This window comes from Luteimonas sp. gir (assembly GCF_037198055.1).
GTDB classification, from domain to species: Bacteria; Pseudomonadota; Gammaproteobacteria; order Xanthomonadales; family Xanthomonadaceae; genus Luteimonas; species Luteimonas citri_A.
Map to the genome: position 1 here is coordinate 167,727 of NZ_JBBAXQ010000004.1, position 17,324 is coordinate 185,050.

The 17,324-nt window shown below is 71.4% G+C and carries 10 protein-coding genes; 4 read left to right on the forward strand and 6 right to left on the reverse strand.

Features of this window, described 5'->3' with window-relative positions; genetic code table 11:
• Positions 1 to 492: 492 nt before the first annotated feature.
• The 4 genes from WAF18_RS08415 to WAF18_RS08430 form a co-directional block, all read right to left on the reverse strand.
• Complete coding sequence (locus WAF18_RS08415) at positions 493 to 2,778, reverse strand: NADP-dependent malic enzyme (RefSeq protein ID WP_337244698.1); 2,286 nt, start codon at positions 2,776 to 2,778, stop codon at positions 493 to 495.
• Positions 2,779 to 2,877: 99 nt separating this feature from the next.
• On the reverse strand, positions 2,878 to 4,362 hold the full coding sequence (locus WAF18_RS08420) for a porin (protein ID WP_337244699.1): 1,485 nt from the start codon (positions 4,360 to 4,362) through the stop codon (positions 2,878 to 2,880).
• A 38-nt stretch (positions 4,363 to 4,400) separates the two neighbouring features.
• Entirely contained in the window at positions 4,401 to 5,420 is a 1,020-nt protein-coding gene (locus tag WAF18_RS08425; protein WP_337244700.1) for an alpha/beta hydrolase, read from the reverse strand.
• A gap of 45 nt (positions 5,421 to 5,465) precedes the next feature.
• Positions 5,466 to 6,821, reverse strand: a complete 1,356-nt coding sequence (locus WAF18_RS08430) for a dicarboxylate/amino acid:cation symporter (RefSeq protein WP_337244701.1) — start codon at positions 6,819 to 6,821, stop codon at positions 5,466 to 5,468.
• Between the two features lie 173 nt (positions 6,822 to 6,994).
• Here WAF18_RS08430 and WAF18_RS08435 point away from each other — a divergent pair, with 173 nt between their 5' ends.
• From WAF18_RS08435 to WAF18_RS08445, 3 genes are all read left to right on the forward strand, one after another.
• Positions 6,995 to 8,161, forward strand: a complete 1,167-nt coding sequence (locus WAF18_RS08435) for a porin (RefSeq protein WP_337244702.1) — start codon at positions 6,995 to 6,997, stop codon at positions 8,159 to 8,161.
• A 50-nt stretch (positions 8,162 to 8,211) separates the two neighbouring features.
• Complete coding sequence (locus WAF18_RS08440; RefSeq protein WP_337244703.1) at positions 8,212 to 10,830, forward strand: PAS-domain containing protein; 2,619 nt, start codon at positions 8,212 to 8,214, stop codon at positions 10,828 to 10,830.
• A gap of 122 nt (positions 10,831 to 10,952) precedes the next feature.
• The gene (locus WAF18_RS08445) at positions 10,953 to 11,834 is read left to right on the forward strand and encodes a hypothetical protein (RefSeq protein WP_337244704.1); all 882 of its coding nucleotides are present in this window, start codon (positions 10,953 to 10,955) and stop codon (positions 11,832 to 11,834) included.
• 74 nt (positions 11,835 to 11,908) lie between these two features.
• On the opposite strand, the gene WAF18_RS08450 is transcribed toward WAF18_RS08445, so the two are convergent.
• Complete coding sequence (locus WAF18_RS08450; RefSeq protein ID WP_337244705.1) at positions 11,909 to 12,547, reverse strand: response regulator transcription factor; 639 nt, start codon at positions 12,545 to 12,547, stop codon at positions 11,909 to 11,911.
• An 86-nt stretch (positions 12,548 to 12,633) separates the two neighbouring features.
• On the opposite strand from WAF18_RS08450, the gene WAF18_RS08455 reads away from it, so the two are divergent.
• The gene (locus WAF18_RS08455) at positions 12,634 to 15,762 is read left to right on the forward strand and encodes a diguanylate cyclase (protein ID WP_337244706.1); all 3,129 of its coding nucleotides are present in this window, start codon (positions 12,634 to 12,636) and stop codon (positions 15,760 to 15,762) included.
• Positions 15,763 to 15,766: 4 nt separating this feature from the next.
• Here WAF18_RS08455 and WAF18_RS08460 read toward each other — a convergent pair whose 3' ends face one another.
• Positions 15,767 to 16,993, reverse strand: a complete 1,227-nt coding sequence (locus tag WAF18_RS08460) for a flavohemoglobin expression-modulating QEGLA motif protein (RefSeq protein ID WP_337244749.1) — start codon at positions 16,991 to 16,993, stop codon at positions 15,767 to 15,769.
• Positions 16,994 to 17,324: the final 331 nt, after the last annotated feature.

Genomic DNA, 17,324 nt, shown 5'->3' on the forward strand with positions numbered 1-17,324 from the left:
TGCGGGGGAGGTGATTGATGCTTGTCTCCTTCCCCCGCTTGCGGGGCATTGCGCCCTTTACGGGTGGAAGGTTGGGATGGGGGCGCTTTTCGCGCCCTATTAGACGAAGCGGCATTCCGCTCAAAAGCCCCTGCCCCCACCCGACACGCTACGCGTGTCGACCTCCCCCGCGATGCGGGGGAGGTGATCTGGTTGCGCGATTCGGTTGTTCTCGGCGCGAGTGCAACGACGCGCGCGCGGGGCGCTTGTCTCCTTCCCCCGCCTGCGGGGGAAGGTTGGGATGGGGGTGCTTTTCGCGCCGTACTGGACGAAGCGGCATTCCGCTCAAAAGCCCCGCCCCCACCCGACACGCTACGCGTGTCGACCTCCCCCGCGATGCGGGGGAGGTGATCTGGTTGCGCGATGCGTGCCGATCTCCGTCACGGTGCGGGGAGGTGGCTGAATCGCGCGATCGCGCACCTCCTCCGCGGTGCGGGAGAGGTGGACTGCCGGTCAGGCGCCTTGTTGTTGGGCCTTGCGGATCTGGGCGTCGACGGCGGCGATGGCGGTCATGTTGATCACGCGGCGCGGGGTGGCCGAGGGCGTCAGGATGTGGGCGGGCTTGTTGACGCCCATCAGGATCGGCCCCAGGGCCACGCCGCCGGTCATCACGCGGATCATGTTGTAGGTGATGTTGGCCGCGTCGATGTTCGGGAACACGAACAGGTTGGCGCGGCCGCTCAGTGTGGTGTCGGGCAGCATGCGGCGGCGCAGGGATTCGTCCCAGGCGGTGTCGCCCATCATCTCGCCGTCGAATTCGAGCCGGGGCGCGCGGCGCACGAGGATCTCGCGCACTTCGCGCATCTTGCGGGCGCTGGGGTCGTCGTGACTGCCGAAGTTGGAGTGCGAGAGCAGGGCGATCTTCGGTTCGATGCCGAACAGCTTCAGGCGGTAGGCGGCCTGGATGGTGCTCTCGGCGATCTGCTCGGCGGTCGGGTCGGGCTGGACGTGGGTGTCGACGAAGAACCACAGGCCCTGGTCGTTGACCACGCCGGTCATCGCCGAGGTGCTCTGCAGGCCGGGGTCGAGCGCCAGCACGCTGCGCACGTAGCCGAGCTTCTTGTGGAAGCGGCCGACGATGCCGGTGATCATCGCGTCGGCTTCGCCGCGGTCGACCATGATCGCGGCGATCAGCGTCGGGCGCGAGCGCAGCAGGTTCTTGGCCGAGTCGGGGGTGACGCCGCGGCGCGCGGTCATGGCGTGGTAGTGCTGCCAGTATTCGTTGAAGCGCGGGTCGTCATTGATGTTGGTCAGTTCGAAGTCGCGGCCGGCAACCAGGCGCAGGCCCAGGCGCTTGATGCGCATGTCGATGACGTCGGGGCGGCCGATCAGGATCGGGGTCGCCAGGCCTTCGTCGACCACGGTCTGCACGGCGCGCAGCACGATTTCTTCCTCGCCCTCGGCGTAGACCACGCGCTGGCGGTCGCCGCGGGCGCGGTCGTAGACCGGCTTCATGACCAGGCCGGTGCGGTGGATGAACTGGCCGAGTTTCTCGCGGTAGGCCCCCATGTCCTCGATCGGGCGCAGCGCGATGCCCGAGGCCATCGCGGCCTGGGCGACGGCCGGGGCGACGATGGTCAGCAGCCGCGGGTCGAACGGGCGCGGGATGATGTACTCGGCGCCGAAGCTGGGGATTTCCTCGCCATAGGCGGTGCCCAGGTCGCTGGCTTCTTCCTTGGCGAGCTGCGCGATGGCGTGCACGCAGGCGAGCTTCATCGCCTCGTTGATGCCGGTGGCGCCCACGTCCAGCGCGCCGCGGAAGATGTAGGGGAAGCAGACCGCGTTGTTGACCTGGTTGGGGTAGTCCGAACGGCCGGTGGCGATGATCGCGTCCGGGCGGGCGCGCTTGGCGTCCTCGGGCATGATCTCCGGGTACGGGTTGGCCAGCGCCAGGATCACCGGGCGCGGCGCCATCGTGGCGACCATCTCGGGCTTGAGGATGCCGCCGGCCGACAGGCCCAGGAACACGTCGGCGCCGGCGACGATCTCGGCCAGCGTGCGCGCCGGGGTGTCGCGGGCGTAGCGGGCCTTGGCCTCATCGAGGTTGTCGCGGCCGGTGTGGATCACGCCGTCGCGATCGAAGGCGAGGATGTTCTCGGGCTTCAGGCCCAGGGCGACGAGCATGTCCAGGCAGGCGATGCCGGCCGCGCCGGCGCCGGTGGTCGCCAGCTTGACATCCTCGATGCGCTTGCCGGCCACTTCCAGGGCGTTGACGATCGCAGCGCCCACGATGATCGCGGTGCCGTGCTGGTCGTCGTGGAACACCGGAATCTTCAGCCGCTCGCGCAGCTTGCGCTCGACGATGAAGCACTCCGGTGCCTTGATGTCCTCGAGGTTGATGCCGCCGAAGGTCGGCTCGAGGCTGGCGATGATCTCCACCAGCTTGTCGGGGTCGCGCTCGTCGACCTCGATGTCGAACACGTCGACGCCGGCGAACTTCTTGAACAGCACGCCCTTGCCTTCCATGACCGGCTTGCCGGCCAGCGCGCCGATGTCGCCCAGGCCCAGCACCGCGGTGCCGTTGCTGATGACCGCGACCAGGTTGCCGCGCGCGGTCAGTTCGCTGGCGGCGTTGGGGTCCTTGACGATCTCCTCGCAGGCGTAGGCCACACCGGGCGAGTAGGCCAGGGCGAGATCGCGCTGGGTCAGCATCGGCTTGGTCGCGCTGACGGTGATCTTGCCGGGCGGCGACAGGCGGTGATAGTCGAGGGCGGCCTGGCGGAAATCGTCGTTGGACATCAGATTGGTCTTGGGTATGGGAAGCGGGGGCAGGCGCGTGATTCTACCCCCCGCGCCCGCGCCGGACCCGACGCGGGCGGATGGTGCGCATTGCGCAGGTCAGAACACGACCTGGGCGCGGACGTTGACGGTGTTGCCCGAATCCGGGCCGCGGTAGCTGCCGACCTGGTTGTCGGTGGTCCAGTGCACGTAGTTGAGCATCAGCCGCGACCAGTTGTTGAGGTACCAGTTCACGCCGAGCGTCCAGGCGTCGCCCTCGCCGCCGCGCCGGGCGTCGGTGAAGTCCATGCGGTCGAAACGCGCGGCCAGTTCCCAGGCGCCGATGCCGCCGTCGGTGACCGGGCGCGCGACGCGGGTGGTGCCCCAGACGCCGGAGCGGGCGCTGAAACCGGGCTTCTCGCCGGTGAGCAGCCAGCCGGCATAGACCGAGGTCGCCTTCTGGGTGACGTCGTCGGCGGTGCGCGAGGCGATGGTGCGCTCGGCGTACTCGGCGAAGGCCCAGCCGCTGCGCCAGGTGCCGCCGAGCTCGGCGCCCCAGATGGTCTCGCGGCTGACGTCGGCGATCGAGCTGGCCGACACACGCACGTTGTCGTTGAAGCTCGAGGCGATGCGCGGGACCTTGTTGATGCTGGTCACGTCGCTGCCGAACTCCTCGTACACCGCCCAGCCGCCCAGGTGCACGAAGCCCTGCGCGCGCTTGATCGGGTTCCAGTGCGCGCGCGTGGTGACGGTCTGCGAATCGCTCTGCGCACCGGCGTTGCCGATGTCGTCGCCGGTGAAGCCCAGGCTGTAGTGCCAGTTCTGGCCGATGAGCTTCATCTGCGCGCCGAGGCCGAAGTAGCCGCTGTTGGGCGCGCCGATCGAGGCGACCGCGTTGCGCTCCATGAAGGGCGTGCGGGTGAGCGTGGTGCTCGAATCGATCGCGCGGTCCTTGAGCTTGTTGCCGAGGTAGAACTCGGCCGGCAGGTTGCCCAGGCGCGTATCCCAGGACAGGTAGGCGTCCTTGATGCTGACGTCGTTGTCGGCGAAGTCGACGTCGATCTTGTAGCCCAGCGCGCCGATGGTGCCTTCGGCGCCCAGGCGCACCTGGCGCATTTCGGTGCCGCCGATGTTGCGGTCGGCGAAGTTCGAGCCGTGGGTCGACGACCAGTCCATCATCACCCGGCCACGCGGGTGGAAGGTGAAGCTGCGATCGGCGTTGCGGAACTCCGGTCCGCCGCGGCGCCAGCTGGTGTTGCCGCCGCCGGTGCCGCCGCTGGCGGCCAGCTGCGCGACCTGCGCCTGCAGGATTGCCAGGTCGTCCTGGCGGGTGTCGGCGACGGCCGCGGCGACCTGGGCGTCAGTCGCGGACGCGGCCGCAGGCGACGCGGCGACGGCGGTCGCCGGTGCCGGCCGCCCCGCTTCGAGCGCGGCCAGGCGCGCGTTGAGCTGTTCGAGCTGGGCGGCCTGGGCCTGCAGCATCTGGGCCTGCTGTTCGACGAGCGTACGCAGTGCGGTCTCGTCCTGGGCGGTGGCGTCGAAGGCGGCCGTGCCGAGTGCAAGGCCGATGGCGGCAGCGAGTGCCGCAGAGCGCAATGGGTGCATGTATGTCCCTCCCCGGGATGGTGGCGTGGGCGCGGCGGTCAGTCGCCGTCCGCGTCGTCGATGTCCTCGTCCGGCACATCGGTGGCCGGCGCGGGTGCGGTGTTGCCGAGCAACGGCTGCAGCGAGACCGGCGCACCCTGCATGAAGCCGTGGCTGCGCGCCCAGGTCGCGAACAGGCGCGGCCACTGCGCGACCAGCGCGCCCGGCCGGCCCAGGCCCCAGCTATGGCCGCCGCGCTCGAAGATGTGCATCTCGGCCGGCACGCCCTGGGCGCGGGTGGCATTGAACATCGTCAGGCTGTGGCCGACATCGGCGATCGGATCGTCGGCGGCATGCACCAGGAACACCGGCGGCATGTCGGCGCGCACGTGCGATTCGACCGAGTAGGCGGCGACCGCGTCGGACTGCGTGCCCAGTTCGCGGCGCGAACGGGTGGTGTCGAGCGGCGCCTGCAGCGACACCACCGGGTAGAGCATCGCCAGGAAATCCGGCCGCGCGGAGGCGCGGTCGGCGGCATCCAGGGCGGGATAGAAGTCGTGGTCGAACCGCGTGGCGAGGATGCCGCCGAGGTTGGCGCCGGCCGACGAGCCCATGACGCCGATCTGCTGCGGGTCGATGCCCAGCGTATCGGCCTGGCTGCGCAGCAGGCGCACCGCGCGCTGGCCGTCCTGGAACGGCGCCACCGCCGGCCAGCCATCGCCCGGCAGCCGGTAGTACAGCACCGCGGCGGTGGTGCCGATCGAGGCCAGCCACTGCGCCATCGGCGCTGCGGCCGTGCCGACCTGGATGCGGAAGTAGCCGCCGCCGCCCAGGATCAGCACCGCGGTGCCGTTGGGCTGCGCAGGCCGGTAGATCTCCATTCGCGGCTCGGCGATGCGGGTCACCGCACCCAGCGCGCTGCCTTCGTTGCCGACCTGCTCGGGCCCGGTGACGTTGGTCGGCAGGTGGCCGGCCGGCCACAGCGGCACGGTCTGTGGGCCGGTCTGCGCCTGGGCGATGCCGGTGCAGGCGAACAACAGGCCGGCGATGGCGCCGGCCCAGCGATGTGGTGTTGTCATGGGTCCCCTCCCGAGGGATTGCATGGATGGTGCTGGGTGCGGCGATCAGTCGAGCGCCAGCACCTCGCGGTCGCCGGGCCCGGCGGCCGGATCGGGCGCGGCCATCACCGGGGCCGGTGTGCCGTCGAGCGCAGCGTTGAGGGCATCGCGGTCGAGCGCGTTCTCCCAGCGCGCGACGACCACGGTCGCGACCGCGTTGCCGATGAAGTTGGTCAGCGAGCGGCACTCGCTCATGAAGCGGTCGATACCCAGGATCAGCGCCATGCCGGCCACCGGCACCGTCGGCACCACCGACAGCGTGGCCGCCAGCGTGATGAAGCCCGCGCCGGTCACGCCGGCGGCGCCCTTGGAGCTGAGCATCGCCACCAGCAGCAGGGTGACCTGCTGCCACAGCGTGAGCTCGGTGTTGGTGGCCTGGGCGATGAACAGCGCGGCCAGGGTCATGTAGAGGTTGGTGCCATCGAGGTTGAACGAGTAGCCGGTCGGCACGACCAAGCCGACCACCGACTTCTTGCAGCCGGCTTTTTCCATCTTTTCCATCAGCGAGGGCAGCGCCGATTCCGACGACGAGGTGCCCAGCACCAGCAGCAGTTCGGCCTTCAGATAGCGGATCAGCTTGAGCACCGAGAAGCCGCAGGCGCGCGCCACCGCACCCAGGATCACCAGCACGAACAGCAGCGAGCTGACGTAAAACGTGCCTACCAGCCAGGCCAGGTTGACCAGCGATTCCAGGCCGTACTTGCCGATGGTGAAGGCGATCGCGCCGAAGGCGCCGATGGGGGCGGCCTTCATCAGGATGTGCACCAGCTTGAACACCGGCGTGGTCAGCGCTTCGAGGAAGGTCAACACCGGGCGGCCCTTCTGGCCGGTGAGCGCCAGCGCGATGCCGAACAGCACCGCGACAAACAGCACTTGCAGGATGTTGCCGTCGACGAATGCACCTACCAGAGTGCCGGGGATGATGTCGAGCAGGAAGCCGGTGAGCGTGAGCTCATGCGATTTCTGCACATAGCCCTGCACCGCGGCGGTATCGAGCGTGGCCGGGTCGATGTCCATGCCCACGCCGGGCTGGACGATGTGCGCCACGACCATGCCGACCACCAGCGCCAGCGTCGAGAAGAACAGGAAGTACGCCATCGATTTGGCGAACACCCGGCCGACGGTGCGCAGCTGGGTCATGCCGGCGATGCCGGTGACGATGGTCAGGAAGATCACCGGCGCGATGATCATCTTGACCAGCTTGATGAATGCGTCGCCCAGCGGCTTGAGCTGCTCGGCGAACACCGGTGCGTAGTGACCGAGCAGCGCACCCAGCGCGATCGCGACCAGCACCTGGACGTACAACTGGCGATACCACGGCAACCGCGGGGCGGCCGGCGTGGCGGCGGGAATGGCGTGCATGCGAGGATCCGGTTGGCGCGTCCGTCGACATGCGGGCGCTCGGCGAGGCTGTGTTGTACGCCCGCACGCCCGATCCGCCGATAGCGCATTGGTGTTATGCGCCGCGTGCATCCGCTGCGCACACTGCCTAGACTGCCCGGCCACCCGCGCCCTGCGCCCATTAAGGTCCCCCGATGCGCCCCACCCTCCCGCTGCTGCTGGCGCTCGCCGCCGGCACGTCTCCTGCGTTCGCCCGTGAATTCGACGACTGGCCGACCAGTTACACCTTCGGCGACGGCACCCGCGTCGCGGCGACGGCGAACTTCGCCTGGGACACGGTGGATTTCAGCGGCGATCCGCGCCTGAGCGACGACGACGGACTGCGCCGCCGCGAGTTCGGCGCGACGGTCAAGAAGGCCGGCGTCTGGGATGCGATGGTCTATTTCGACTTCGAATCCAGGACCTGGCTGGACGTGTTCGTGCGCGTGGAGAGCAAGGCGTTCCTGGGCCGCGACCTGGGCAAGCTGCGCGTGGGCTATATGAAGGTGCCGGTCGGGCTGGAGGGCGTGACCGCCTCGCGCGCCGGCACGTTCATGGAACTGGCGGCGCCGATCCAGGCGATCTACCAGGGCCGGCGGACCGGTGTGGAGTGGACCTACGAACAGCCGACCGCGCTGTTCCAGCTCGGCGGCTACGCCGGTCAGGACCTGCACGGCGACAACCACGGCCAGACCCTGGCCGGGCGTGCGGTGTGGACGCCGCGCAAGGCCGACGGCGACGTGCTGCACCTGGGGCTGGCGGCCTCGCGCGAGAACCCGGAGGCCTGGACCGACGGGCGCGGCGACCGCTTCGCCCCGACTGCGCGCCTGCGTGCGCGACCCGGCGCGGGGCTGACGCCGGTGCGCCTGGTCGATTCGGGCGACCTGGCGCCGGTCGATCACATCCGCCGCACCGGTCTGGAAGGCATCTGGATCCGTGGGCCGGTCTCGCTGCAGGGCGAGCTGCTGCGCGCCGACATCGCGCGCGACGGTGGCCTGCCCGACTACCGCGCCGAAGGCGGCTACCTGGCCGGCAGTTGGCTGATCACCGGCGAGCACCGGCCGTACTCGGCCGGCAATGTCGCCAACCCCAAGCCGGCGCACGGCTACGGCGCGGTGGAACTGGCCGCGCGCTACAGCACGCTCGACCTCGACGACGGCCTGATCGCCGGCGGCCGCCAGCATGACTGGACGTTCGGCGCCAACTGGTATCTGACCTCGCACTTCAAGCTGCAGGCCAACTACGTGCGCACCAACGCCACCCGCGGCGGCCGCGCGACCTCGCCCGATGCGGTCGAGTTCCGCGCGCAGGTGCAGTTCTGAGCGAGCGACGCGTCGCGAGCCCGCGACACGTCGGCCGCTAGCCTGGCCCCATGCGATCCCCGCCCCGTGCCCGCCGCCTGCTCTGGACCGCAATCGCGATCGGCGGGCTGGTGGCGACGATCGTGCTGGGCTACCAGGTCGGTGGCCAGAGCGCCTTGCGCCAGCAGACCGCGCTGGCGCAGCAGCAATTGCAGTTGCAGGCGCAGGCGCTGGACCAGCGCATCGAGCGTTACCGCGCGCTGCCGCAGTTGCTGGCGCTCGACCCCGACCTGCGCGCCGCGGTCGCCGCGCCCGTGGACGCGCCCACGCGCGAGCGGCTGAACCGGCGGCTGGAGGAAGCCAACCGCACCGCGCAGGCGTCCACGCTGACCTTGATCGGCGCCGACGGCACCGCGATCGCGGCCAGCAACTGGCGCACGCTGGGCAGCAACGTCGGCGAACGTTACGCCTTCCGCCCCTATGTGCAGCAGGCACTGCGCGAGGGCAGCGGGCGCTTCTACGGCATCGGTGTGACCACCGGCGTGCCGGGCTACTTCCTGTCCGAGGCGCTGCGCGACGCGGACGGCCGCGCGGTCGGCGTGATCGTCATCAAGCTCGAGCTGACCCAGTACGAGGAACGTTGGCCGCACACCGGCAACGTGGTGCTGGCCAGCGACCGGTACGGCATCGTGTTCCTGGCCAGCCGGCCCGAATGGCGTTACCGGGTCCTCGCCCCGCTCAGCGATAGCGCACGCGCCGAACTCGAATCCACGCGGCAGTACGGCCGGCAGCCGTTGCGTCCGTTCGCCGGCACGATCGGCGCCGATGCGCTGGCGCGCATCGACAACCCGGCCATGTCCGGACGCTGGCTGTGGCAACGCACGCCGCTGGCCGACACCGACTGGACGCTGCATCTGTTGCAGGATGCGACGCCGGTCGCGATCGCGGCCTGGCAGTGGGCCGGTATCGCCGGCGTGTCGTGGATCGCGCTGGTGTTCGTGGTGCTGTTCGCGCAGCAGCGGCTGCGCCTGGCGGCGCTGCGTCGGCGCAGCCGCGAGGAGCTGGAGACGTTGGTGCGCCAGCACGCCGAGGAACTGCGCACCGCCAAGGACGGGCTGGTCGCCGCCGCGCAGGAAGCCGATACCGGGCTGAGCCGGCGGCTGGCGCATCTGCCGCAGGGCGTGGTCATCATCGACGCGCAGCTGCGCATCGTGGCCTGGAACGCGCGCTACATCGAGCTGTTCCGCTTCCCGCCCGACCTGGTGCGGGTGGGCACGCCGATCGAGGACGTGTTCCGCTACAACGCGCGACGCGGCCTGCTCGGCCCCGGCCCGGTCGAAGACGCGATCGAGCGCCGGCTCGACCATCTGCGCAGCGGCAAGCCGCATGCGCGCGAAAGCGAGAAGAGCGACGGCACGGTGCTGGAGATCCGCGGCAATCCGCTGCCCGACGGCGGGTTCGTCACCAGCTACGCCGACATCACCGCCTACAAGACCACCGCGCGCGAACTGCGCACGCTGGCCGACGCGCTGGAGCAGCGCATCGCCGAGCGCACCGCGGATCTGGAACAGGCGCGCCGCGAGGCCGAGGCCGCGAACCGCCAGAAGGGCCGGTTCGCCGCGGCCGCGGTGCACGATCTGCTGCAGCCGCTCAACGCCGCGCGCATGTTCGTCTCGGCGCTGCGCGCACGCTTGCCGAATGCGGAGACACGCACGATCGTCGACAGCATCGAGAGCGCGCTGTCGGCGCAGGACGGCATCCTGACCAGCCTGCTCGATGTCTCGCGGCTGGAATCGGGCACGCTGCAGGCCGACGTGCGCGACGTGCCGCTGGGCCCGGTGCTCGAAGCGCTGGCGCGCGAGGCCGGCGTGCTGGCGCAGGCCCGCGGCCTGCAATTGGACGCGGTGCCCACGCGCGCCTGGGTACGCAGCGATCCGGTGCTGCTGCGCCGGCTGGTGCAGAACTTCCTGTCCAACGCGGTGCGCTACACCGCGCACGGCCGCATCCTGCTCGGCTGCCGGCGCGAGGGCACGTCGCTGCGCATCGAGGTGCACGACACCGGCCCGGGCATTGCGCCCAACCGCCAGCGCGAGATCTTCGAGGAGTTCCGCCGGCTCGACGACGGCGGCGGCGACGACCGCGGAGTCGGTCTGGGGCTGTCGATCGTCGAGCGCATCGCGCGGTTGCTCGGCCATCGCATCGGCCTGCGCTCGCAGCCCGGCGTGGGCAGCGTGTTCTCGGTCACGGTGCCGCTGGCGCAGCCGGGCGCGCACCCGGCACCGGCGCCGACGCGAGACCCCGGCGAGGATTCGCCGCTGCGCGGCTGCCGGGTCTGGTACATCGATTCCGACGTCGTGGCCTGCGAGGCGATGCGCGAGCGACTGGCGCAGTGGCAGTGCACGGTGGCGTTCGTCGGGGCACCGGCGGACGCGGTGACGCTGGCCGATGGCGCGGCCGCACCCGACGTCCTGCTGCTGTGCGAGCGGGGGAATGCCGCGGACGTCGCCGCACTGTGGCGCCAGCTGCAGGCGAGCTGGGAAGACGCGCCGCTGGTGATCCTGCTGGCCGAGCGCGAGGACGCCGGGTTGCGCGCGCTGGTCGAGGCCGGTGACTGGAGCATCCTGCCGATGCCGGTGCGTCCACCGGCGCTGCGCGCCTTGCTGAGCCAGCGTCTGCTGCGTCGCGGTTGAGCGGCGCCGCGCACGCCCGACGCCAAGCCGATCCGCGAACGCGCTTGCCCTCCGGGCGCTGTCGGCCGATCCTCGCGACCCGCCACCGCCACGCCGCCGCCATCCAGGAGCCCTGTCCCGCCATGCCCATGCCCATGCCCTTGCGCGCACGTCTGTGTCCTGCCGTCGCGGCGCTGTTCGCCTGTCTGCTGGTGCTCAGCGGCTGCGTCACCACGACGCCCGTCCGGGGCGATGCCGACGCGCACACCCTGCTGGAGGCCGGCCAGCAACACGCCCGGCAACAGGACTGGACCGCACTGCGCCTGTACCGGCGGGCCGCCGTGCTGCGCCCCGTCGACGACGCGGTGATGGGCGCGCAGGCGCGACTGGGACGCGCGCTGTCGACCGGCAGCCTGGCACCCTATGGCGAGCGCGACATCGGCGGGGCGCTGCGGCGGCCGCGGCCGGAACAGGGGCGTCCGTGGCTGCTGCTCGCGGCGCGCCATGGCTCGACAGCCGCGATGCGCGACCTGTGGGAGGACGCCCGCCTTCGCGGCGATGCCACGCAGGAGGCGCGTTGGCGCATGCGCTTTGCGATGACCACGCAGAGCCTGTTCGAACGCGGCGCGCTGCGCCCGACCCAGCTGGGCGGCCTGTCCGCCCCCCGCTCGCAACCGACCGCCGCGTCGCAGGCGCGGCTCGACGCCATCGTCGCCGCGATCCGCGAGCAGGCCGCGCGCGGCGATGTCGAGGCCTGGATCGACCTCGGACTGCTGCAGACCTTCGGCATCGGCATGCCGCGCGACCCGCAGGCCGCACTGGCGCAGTTCCAGCGCGCCGGCGATGCGGGCAGCGCCATCGGCCTGTATTTCTGCGGGCTGCTGGCGATGGAGAACGCGGTGACCGGGATCGAGCGGGCGCAGATCGAGGCCTGGTTCGCGCAGGCCCATGCAGCTGGGTTCCCCCTCGCCCGGGACGGGCTGTGGCAGGAACTGCAGGCGCCCGTCTTCAACTTCAGCAGCTGAACGCGCAACCGGCGTTGCCGACCGACGGGTGACGCTTTGGCAAGCTGCGCGTGGCGCCGTCACCGCCCTCGCGGTCAGCCCTCGTCTTCGGGCTCCAAGGCCTTGACCAGGACTGCGGCCTGGGTGCGGCTGTGGCATTCGAGCTTGCGCAGGATCGCGGTCACGTGGACCTTGACGGTGTTCTCGGCCAGGCCGAGCTGGTGGGCGATCTGCTTGTTGAGCAGGCCGTCGGCCAGGCACAGCAGCACCCGCACCTGCTGCGGCGTGAGCTGGGCCAGGCGGCTGGCCAGTTGGGCATCGGCCTCCGAGCGCTCGGCGGTCAGCGGCGGGAACCAGCTGCCGCCGTCGAGCACCGCCGCGACCGCCTGGGCGATCGACTCGGCGGGCGCCGACTTGGAGATGAAACCAGCAGCGCCGAACTGCTGGACCCGGCGCACGGTGCGCGGGTGGTCGTTGGACGAGATCACCAGCACCGGCAGCTCGGGCCGCTCGCCGCGCAGCCACACCAGCGTGGACAGGCCGCGGGCGCCGGGCATCGCCAGGTCGAGCAGCACCAGCTCGATCTCGGGGTGGGCCCGCAGCGCAGTCTCGACGGCCGAGGCGCTGGCGGCCTCGACCACGCGGATCTCGCCCAGGCCATCGCGCAGTGCGTGCAGGACCGCGGCGCGCAGCAGCGGGTGGTCGTCGGCGACCAGGATCGTCGGAGTCTCCATTGCCACAGTCTGGCATGTCCATCGGCGGGCGCTTTCGAAGGCACAATGGTCGATCGGGACGATCGGGAGCCGGAGCCGCCATCGAGGTGCATACCGTCGCGCACATTCTTCGCGCGCACAGGCGCCGCCGTTGCCGTGGCGCACTGCTCGCGCTGCTCGCCGCGCTGGCGCCTGCGGGCGTCTGTGCGCAGGCGCCGGGCGAGGCACCCCCGCTGAGCCTGGAGGTCTACGGCCTCGATGAAGGGCTGTCGCAGCTGACGGTCTCGTCGATGAGCGGCGACGACCAGGGCTTTCTGTGGGTCGCCACCCAGGATGGCCTCAACCGGTTCGATGGGCATCGCTTTCGCACCTACCGGACCGACGGCACGCCCGGCGAGGCGGGTCTGGCGAGCAGCGGCATCGACAGCCTGGCGTTCGAGGCCTCCACCACGCGGATGTGGCTGGGCACCGATGACGCCGGCGTGGAGGTGGTGCATCTGCCGACCTGGACGCGACGACGGGTGGATGTCGATGCGGGCCTGTCGCATACGCGCGTCACCGAGATCCTGCTCGACCCGGACGGCGGCGCGTGGGTGGGCACCGAGGCCGGGGTCGACCATGTCGACGCGGCGGTCGCCAAGGTCCGGCCGCTGGGCGCGACCGGGGAGATCGTGGGCCTGGTCTGGGCGGAAAGCCGCGGGCAGCCGGTCGCGCTGGACACCGCCTGCAGGCTGTGGGCGGTCGCCGATACCGGGCTCGAGGCGCTGCCGTCGCCGCCAGGCGCGCGCCGCTGCCTGGCGCTGCAGGCCGGTCCCGAGGGGCTGTGGATCGCCTCCGATGCCGGCCTGCACCGGCTGGACCTGGGCGGTGCGGTCCTGCGCCATTGGCCGATGACCGCGCTGGGCGCCAGCACCGCGCGGCCCACGGCGATGATCCGGCTCGGCGATGGCCGGTTGCTGGTCGGCTTCGCCGATGGCGGGGTGGTGCAGCTCGCGCCCGGCAGCGACCGCCCGCAGCCGCTGCGCTTCGACCAACCGCCGCGCAGTGCGATCACCCGCTTCCATGAGGGGCGGTCCGGGGCCTTGTGGATCGGGACCTACACCTCGGGCCTGTACCGGGCGCGGCCGCTGTCGTCGGTGATCCGCCAGGACGGCGCCGGCGTCGGCGACATGCGCGACTGGCCGAGCCCGAGCGTGCGCGCAGTCGCACGCGACGGGGCGCGGATGCTGGTCGGCACCGATGCCGGGCTGCACCTGCGCGATGGCGCCGGGCCGTGGCGCACGATCCCGGCACTGGCGACCGATTCGGTGCGCGCCCTCGCCGCCGACGGGGCCGGCGGCTGGTGGGTCGGCACGCTGTCGGGGCTATACCGGCTGCACCGCGATGACCGCATCGCGCCGATCCCGGGCCTGCGCGATCCGCGCATCGATGCGCTGCTGCGCCAGGGCGACACGCTGTGGGTCGGCACCCGCGGCGGGCTGCAGCGTTTCGAGCGCGGCCAGGCGGTGGCCGACCCGCGCGTGGCGGCGATCGACGGCAGCGTGGTCACCCGGCTGTATCCCGACATCGACGGCAGTCTGCTGGTGGGCACCAGCACGCGCGGGCTGTGGCGGCTGCGCGGCGATACGTTCGCGCGACTGACGCCCACCGGCGCCGGCCTGCACCGCGCGGTGTGGGCGATCCATAGCGATGTCCGCGCGATCTGGGCCGGCACCTTCGGCGGCGGCCTGTACCGCATCGACCGCGCGAGCGGCGAGTCGACCGTGCTGACCGACCGTGACGGGCTGACCAACAACGTCGTCTACCGGATCCTGCCCGATCCGGGCGGGCGGCTGTGGGTGAGCACGAATCTGGGCCTGAGCGTGGTCGACCACGACAACGGCATCGTACAGAACCTCGGCCGGCGCGACGGCCTGCGCAACCAGGAATACAACAGCGGCTCGGCGTTCCAGGACGCGGACGGGCTGCTGTATTTCGGCGGCACACTGGGGCTGGACGTGATCGCGCCGATGCAACTGCCGCGGCGCAGCGCGCCGGCGCGCCCGGTGCTCACCGGCCTGCAGTTGCTCAGCCGGCGCAGCGACCTGGAGGCGCGTCGCGCCGGCGAGACCGACATCGTCTACGCGACCCGGATCACGCTCGACGACGAGGACGACGTGTTCACGATCGGCATGACCGCGATCGACTTCCTCGCCCCTGGCGCGGCGCAGCTGCGTTACCGGGTCGACGGCCTGCATGCGGGCTGGCTGTATCCACACCAGGCGCGCACCGAGGTCTCGCTCAACCACCTGCCCGCCGGGCGCTATCGGCTGGAGGTGCAGGCGGCCGGCCGCGACGGCACGTTCGGCCCGTCGCGGGTGCTGGAGATGACCATGCCGCCGCCGCCCTGGCGCCATCCGCTGGCCTACGCGGGCTACGTGCTGCTGGCCGTCTGTGCGCTGGCGCTGTTCGTCTGGCGCGCGCGACGGGCGGTGCATCGCGAGCGCGAACGCGCGGCACTGCTCGACCGCACGATCGCCGAGCGCACTGCCCAGCTCGAACAGGCCAATCGGCAACTGCAGTTGAGCAACGCGCAACTCGACGCGGCGACCCGGCTCGATCCGCTGACCCGCCTGGCCAACCGGCGCGAGCTGCAGGACTGGCTTGCGCGGGCGTCGCAGCGTGTGTCGACGCCGGCCACCGCGGAGGCGACGCAGACCGCGCTGTACTTCTTCATGCTCGACATCGACGCGTTCAAGCGCATCAACGACACTCGCGGGCACCAGGCCGGCGACGCGGTGCTGGTGCAATTCGCGCAGCGGCTGCGCGGCCTGTGCCGCAGCGACGACCTGCTGGTGCGCTGGGGCGGCGAGGAGTTCCTGCTGGTCGCCCCGCTCGACGGCCCCGAGGCGGCAGCCCGGCTGGCCGAGCGCATCCGCGACACCGTCGCCGCCGAGCCGGTGACGCTGGCCCACGGTGCGCCGCTGCCGCTGACCTGCTCGATCGGCTTTGCGCCCTGGCCGTTCGCATCCGCCTGGCCGACGCTCGGCGACTGGCAGCAGACCAGCGCGCTGGCCGATCGCTGCCTGTACGCAGCCAAGGCCGCCGGGCGCGACGCCTGGGTCGGTCTGGTACCGACGCCCGCACCCCGCCGGCACCAGTTGCATGCGCTGTTCGCCGGTGCCGACCCGGCCGACCTGGGCGAGAGTGTGCGCTGCCTGTATTCGACCGCCGCGCCGCCGACCTTCGGGCTGTGAGCGGCTAGAGCCGGTCGAGCCGGATGCGGTTGGCGAACAGCGAGAACGCGAGCATGCCCGCCAGCCCGCCGGCACGTGCCAGCCACGGCGGCAGCCAGCGCGGCGGCTGCAGCGTGCCGTCGTCGAAAAGCGGCGCGAACCGGTGCACATCGTCCAGGGTCATCTTGCCGGCGAACAACTGCCGACACAGCGGCAAGCGGCGCTGCGCCAGCGCCTGGCGGAAGAAGGTGTGCACATCGATCAAGCCACGCAGGTACACCGTGTCCTTGGTGAAGGCATGACCGCCGCCGAGCGGCACGCCGCGGAACACCCGCTGCGCCGAGGCGAAGCTCTCGGCCGGGGCTTGTCCGGCGGCGTGGAAGTAGTCGAACACCTGCAGAAAGTCGGCCCCGTCCAGTGCACGCGCGATCGCCTCGGTACGCAGACTGACCCGCTTCATGCGGGCGATGTCGAGGCTGCCGGTGATCTGCTCGGCGAACACCGCCAGTCCTTCCTGCGTGGCGGTGGTGCGCGGCGCGGCCATCGCCAGGCTCGGCAGCACCGGCTGCGCGCGGCCGTTGAGCGCGGTCAGCGAATGCACGAAGGCTTCGTGCTGCAGCAGTTGCGCGCGGTCGTGCGGCGAGTAGCGCGCATCGGCGCGCAGCCGCAGTCGATAGGCGCCGGCGGCGGCCTTGGCGATCAGTCCGGCATCGAGTGCGACCTCGACCACGCGTGTGCCGAAGTACCCATCCAGATCGCCTTGGAGCTGCGCCTGCAACGTTGCGGCATCGACCGTCGGGTCGTCGGCCTCGCCAAGCAGGGCCGGATCGTAGGCCTCGGCGATCTGGAGGAAATGCCGCGCCGCATCGCAGGTCGTCAGCGCCCCGCCCGGCAACGGCGCGTCGGGGCGCCCGTAGAGCGCGACCGCATGCGCGGTGACCGCGCCGGTACCCAGCGTCTCGAGCAGGCGCGCGGCCACGTCCCAGGCCTGGGCCGATTCGACCAGATACGCGCCCAGCGGATGCTGCGCATCGGCCGCGGCCGCGACCGCGGCCAACTCGCGCCGCGCCTCGGCAAAATCGAGCGTGGGATAGACGACCTCCGGCATTTCGCGACGTCCGGCCGCGAACGCTGCGAGGAACCGCTGCTGCGTCTGCGGCGCCCAACTCGCCAGCCCGAGCAAGCGAATCCCACGCGCAGCGGCGACCATGCGCGCATCGAGCGCAGCGTGATGGGCGATCGCATCGGGCATCGGCAGCTCCTGGTCGCGGCGCGGCCACTGTAGCAACGCCGCGTCCTCGGCTCGCGGCGCCCGCATTCCTCCCTCCCCCGCTTGCGGGCTGGTCGACGCGCATAGCGCGGCTGTACAGACCGGGCACATGGTGGACAGGTGTTCGGGGACATGGTGGACACATTCAAGCTCGGCATTTCAGCCCGAAGACCGCGACCACCTCCCCCGCTTGGCTCGTGGAGCGTGCAATCTCACCTCCCCCGCCTGGCTCGTGGCGCGCGCAATCTCACCTCCCCCGCCTGCGGGGGAGGTCGACGCGCGCAGCGCGGCGGGCGGGGGCGGGGGCTTTCCC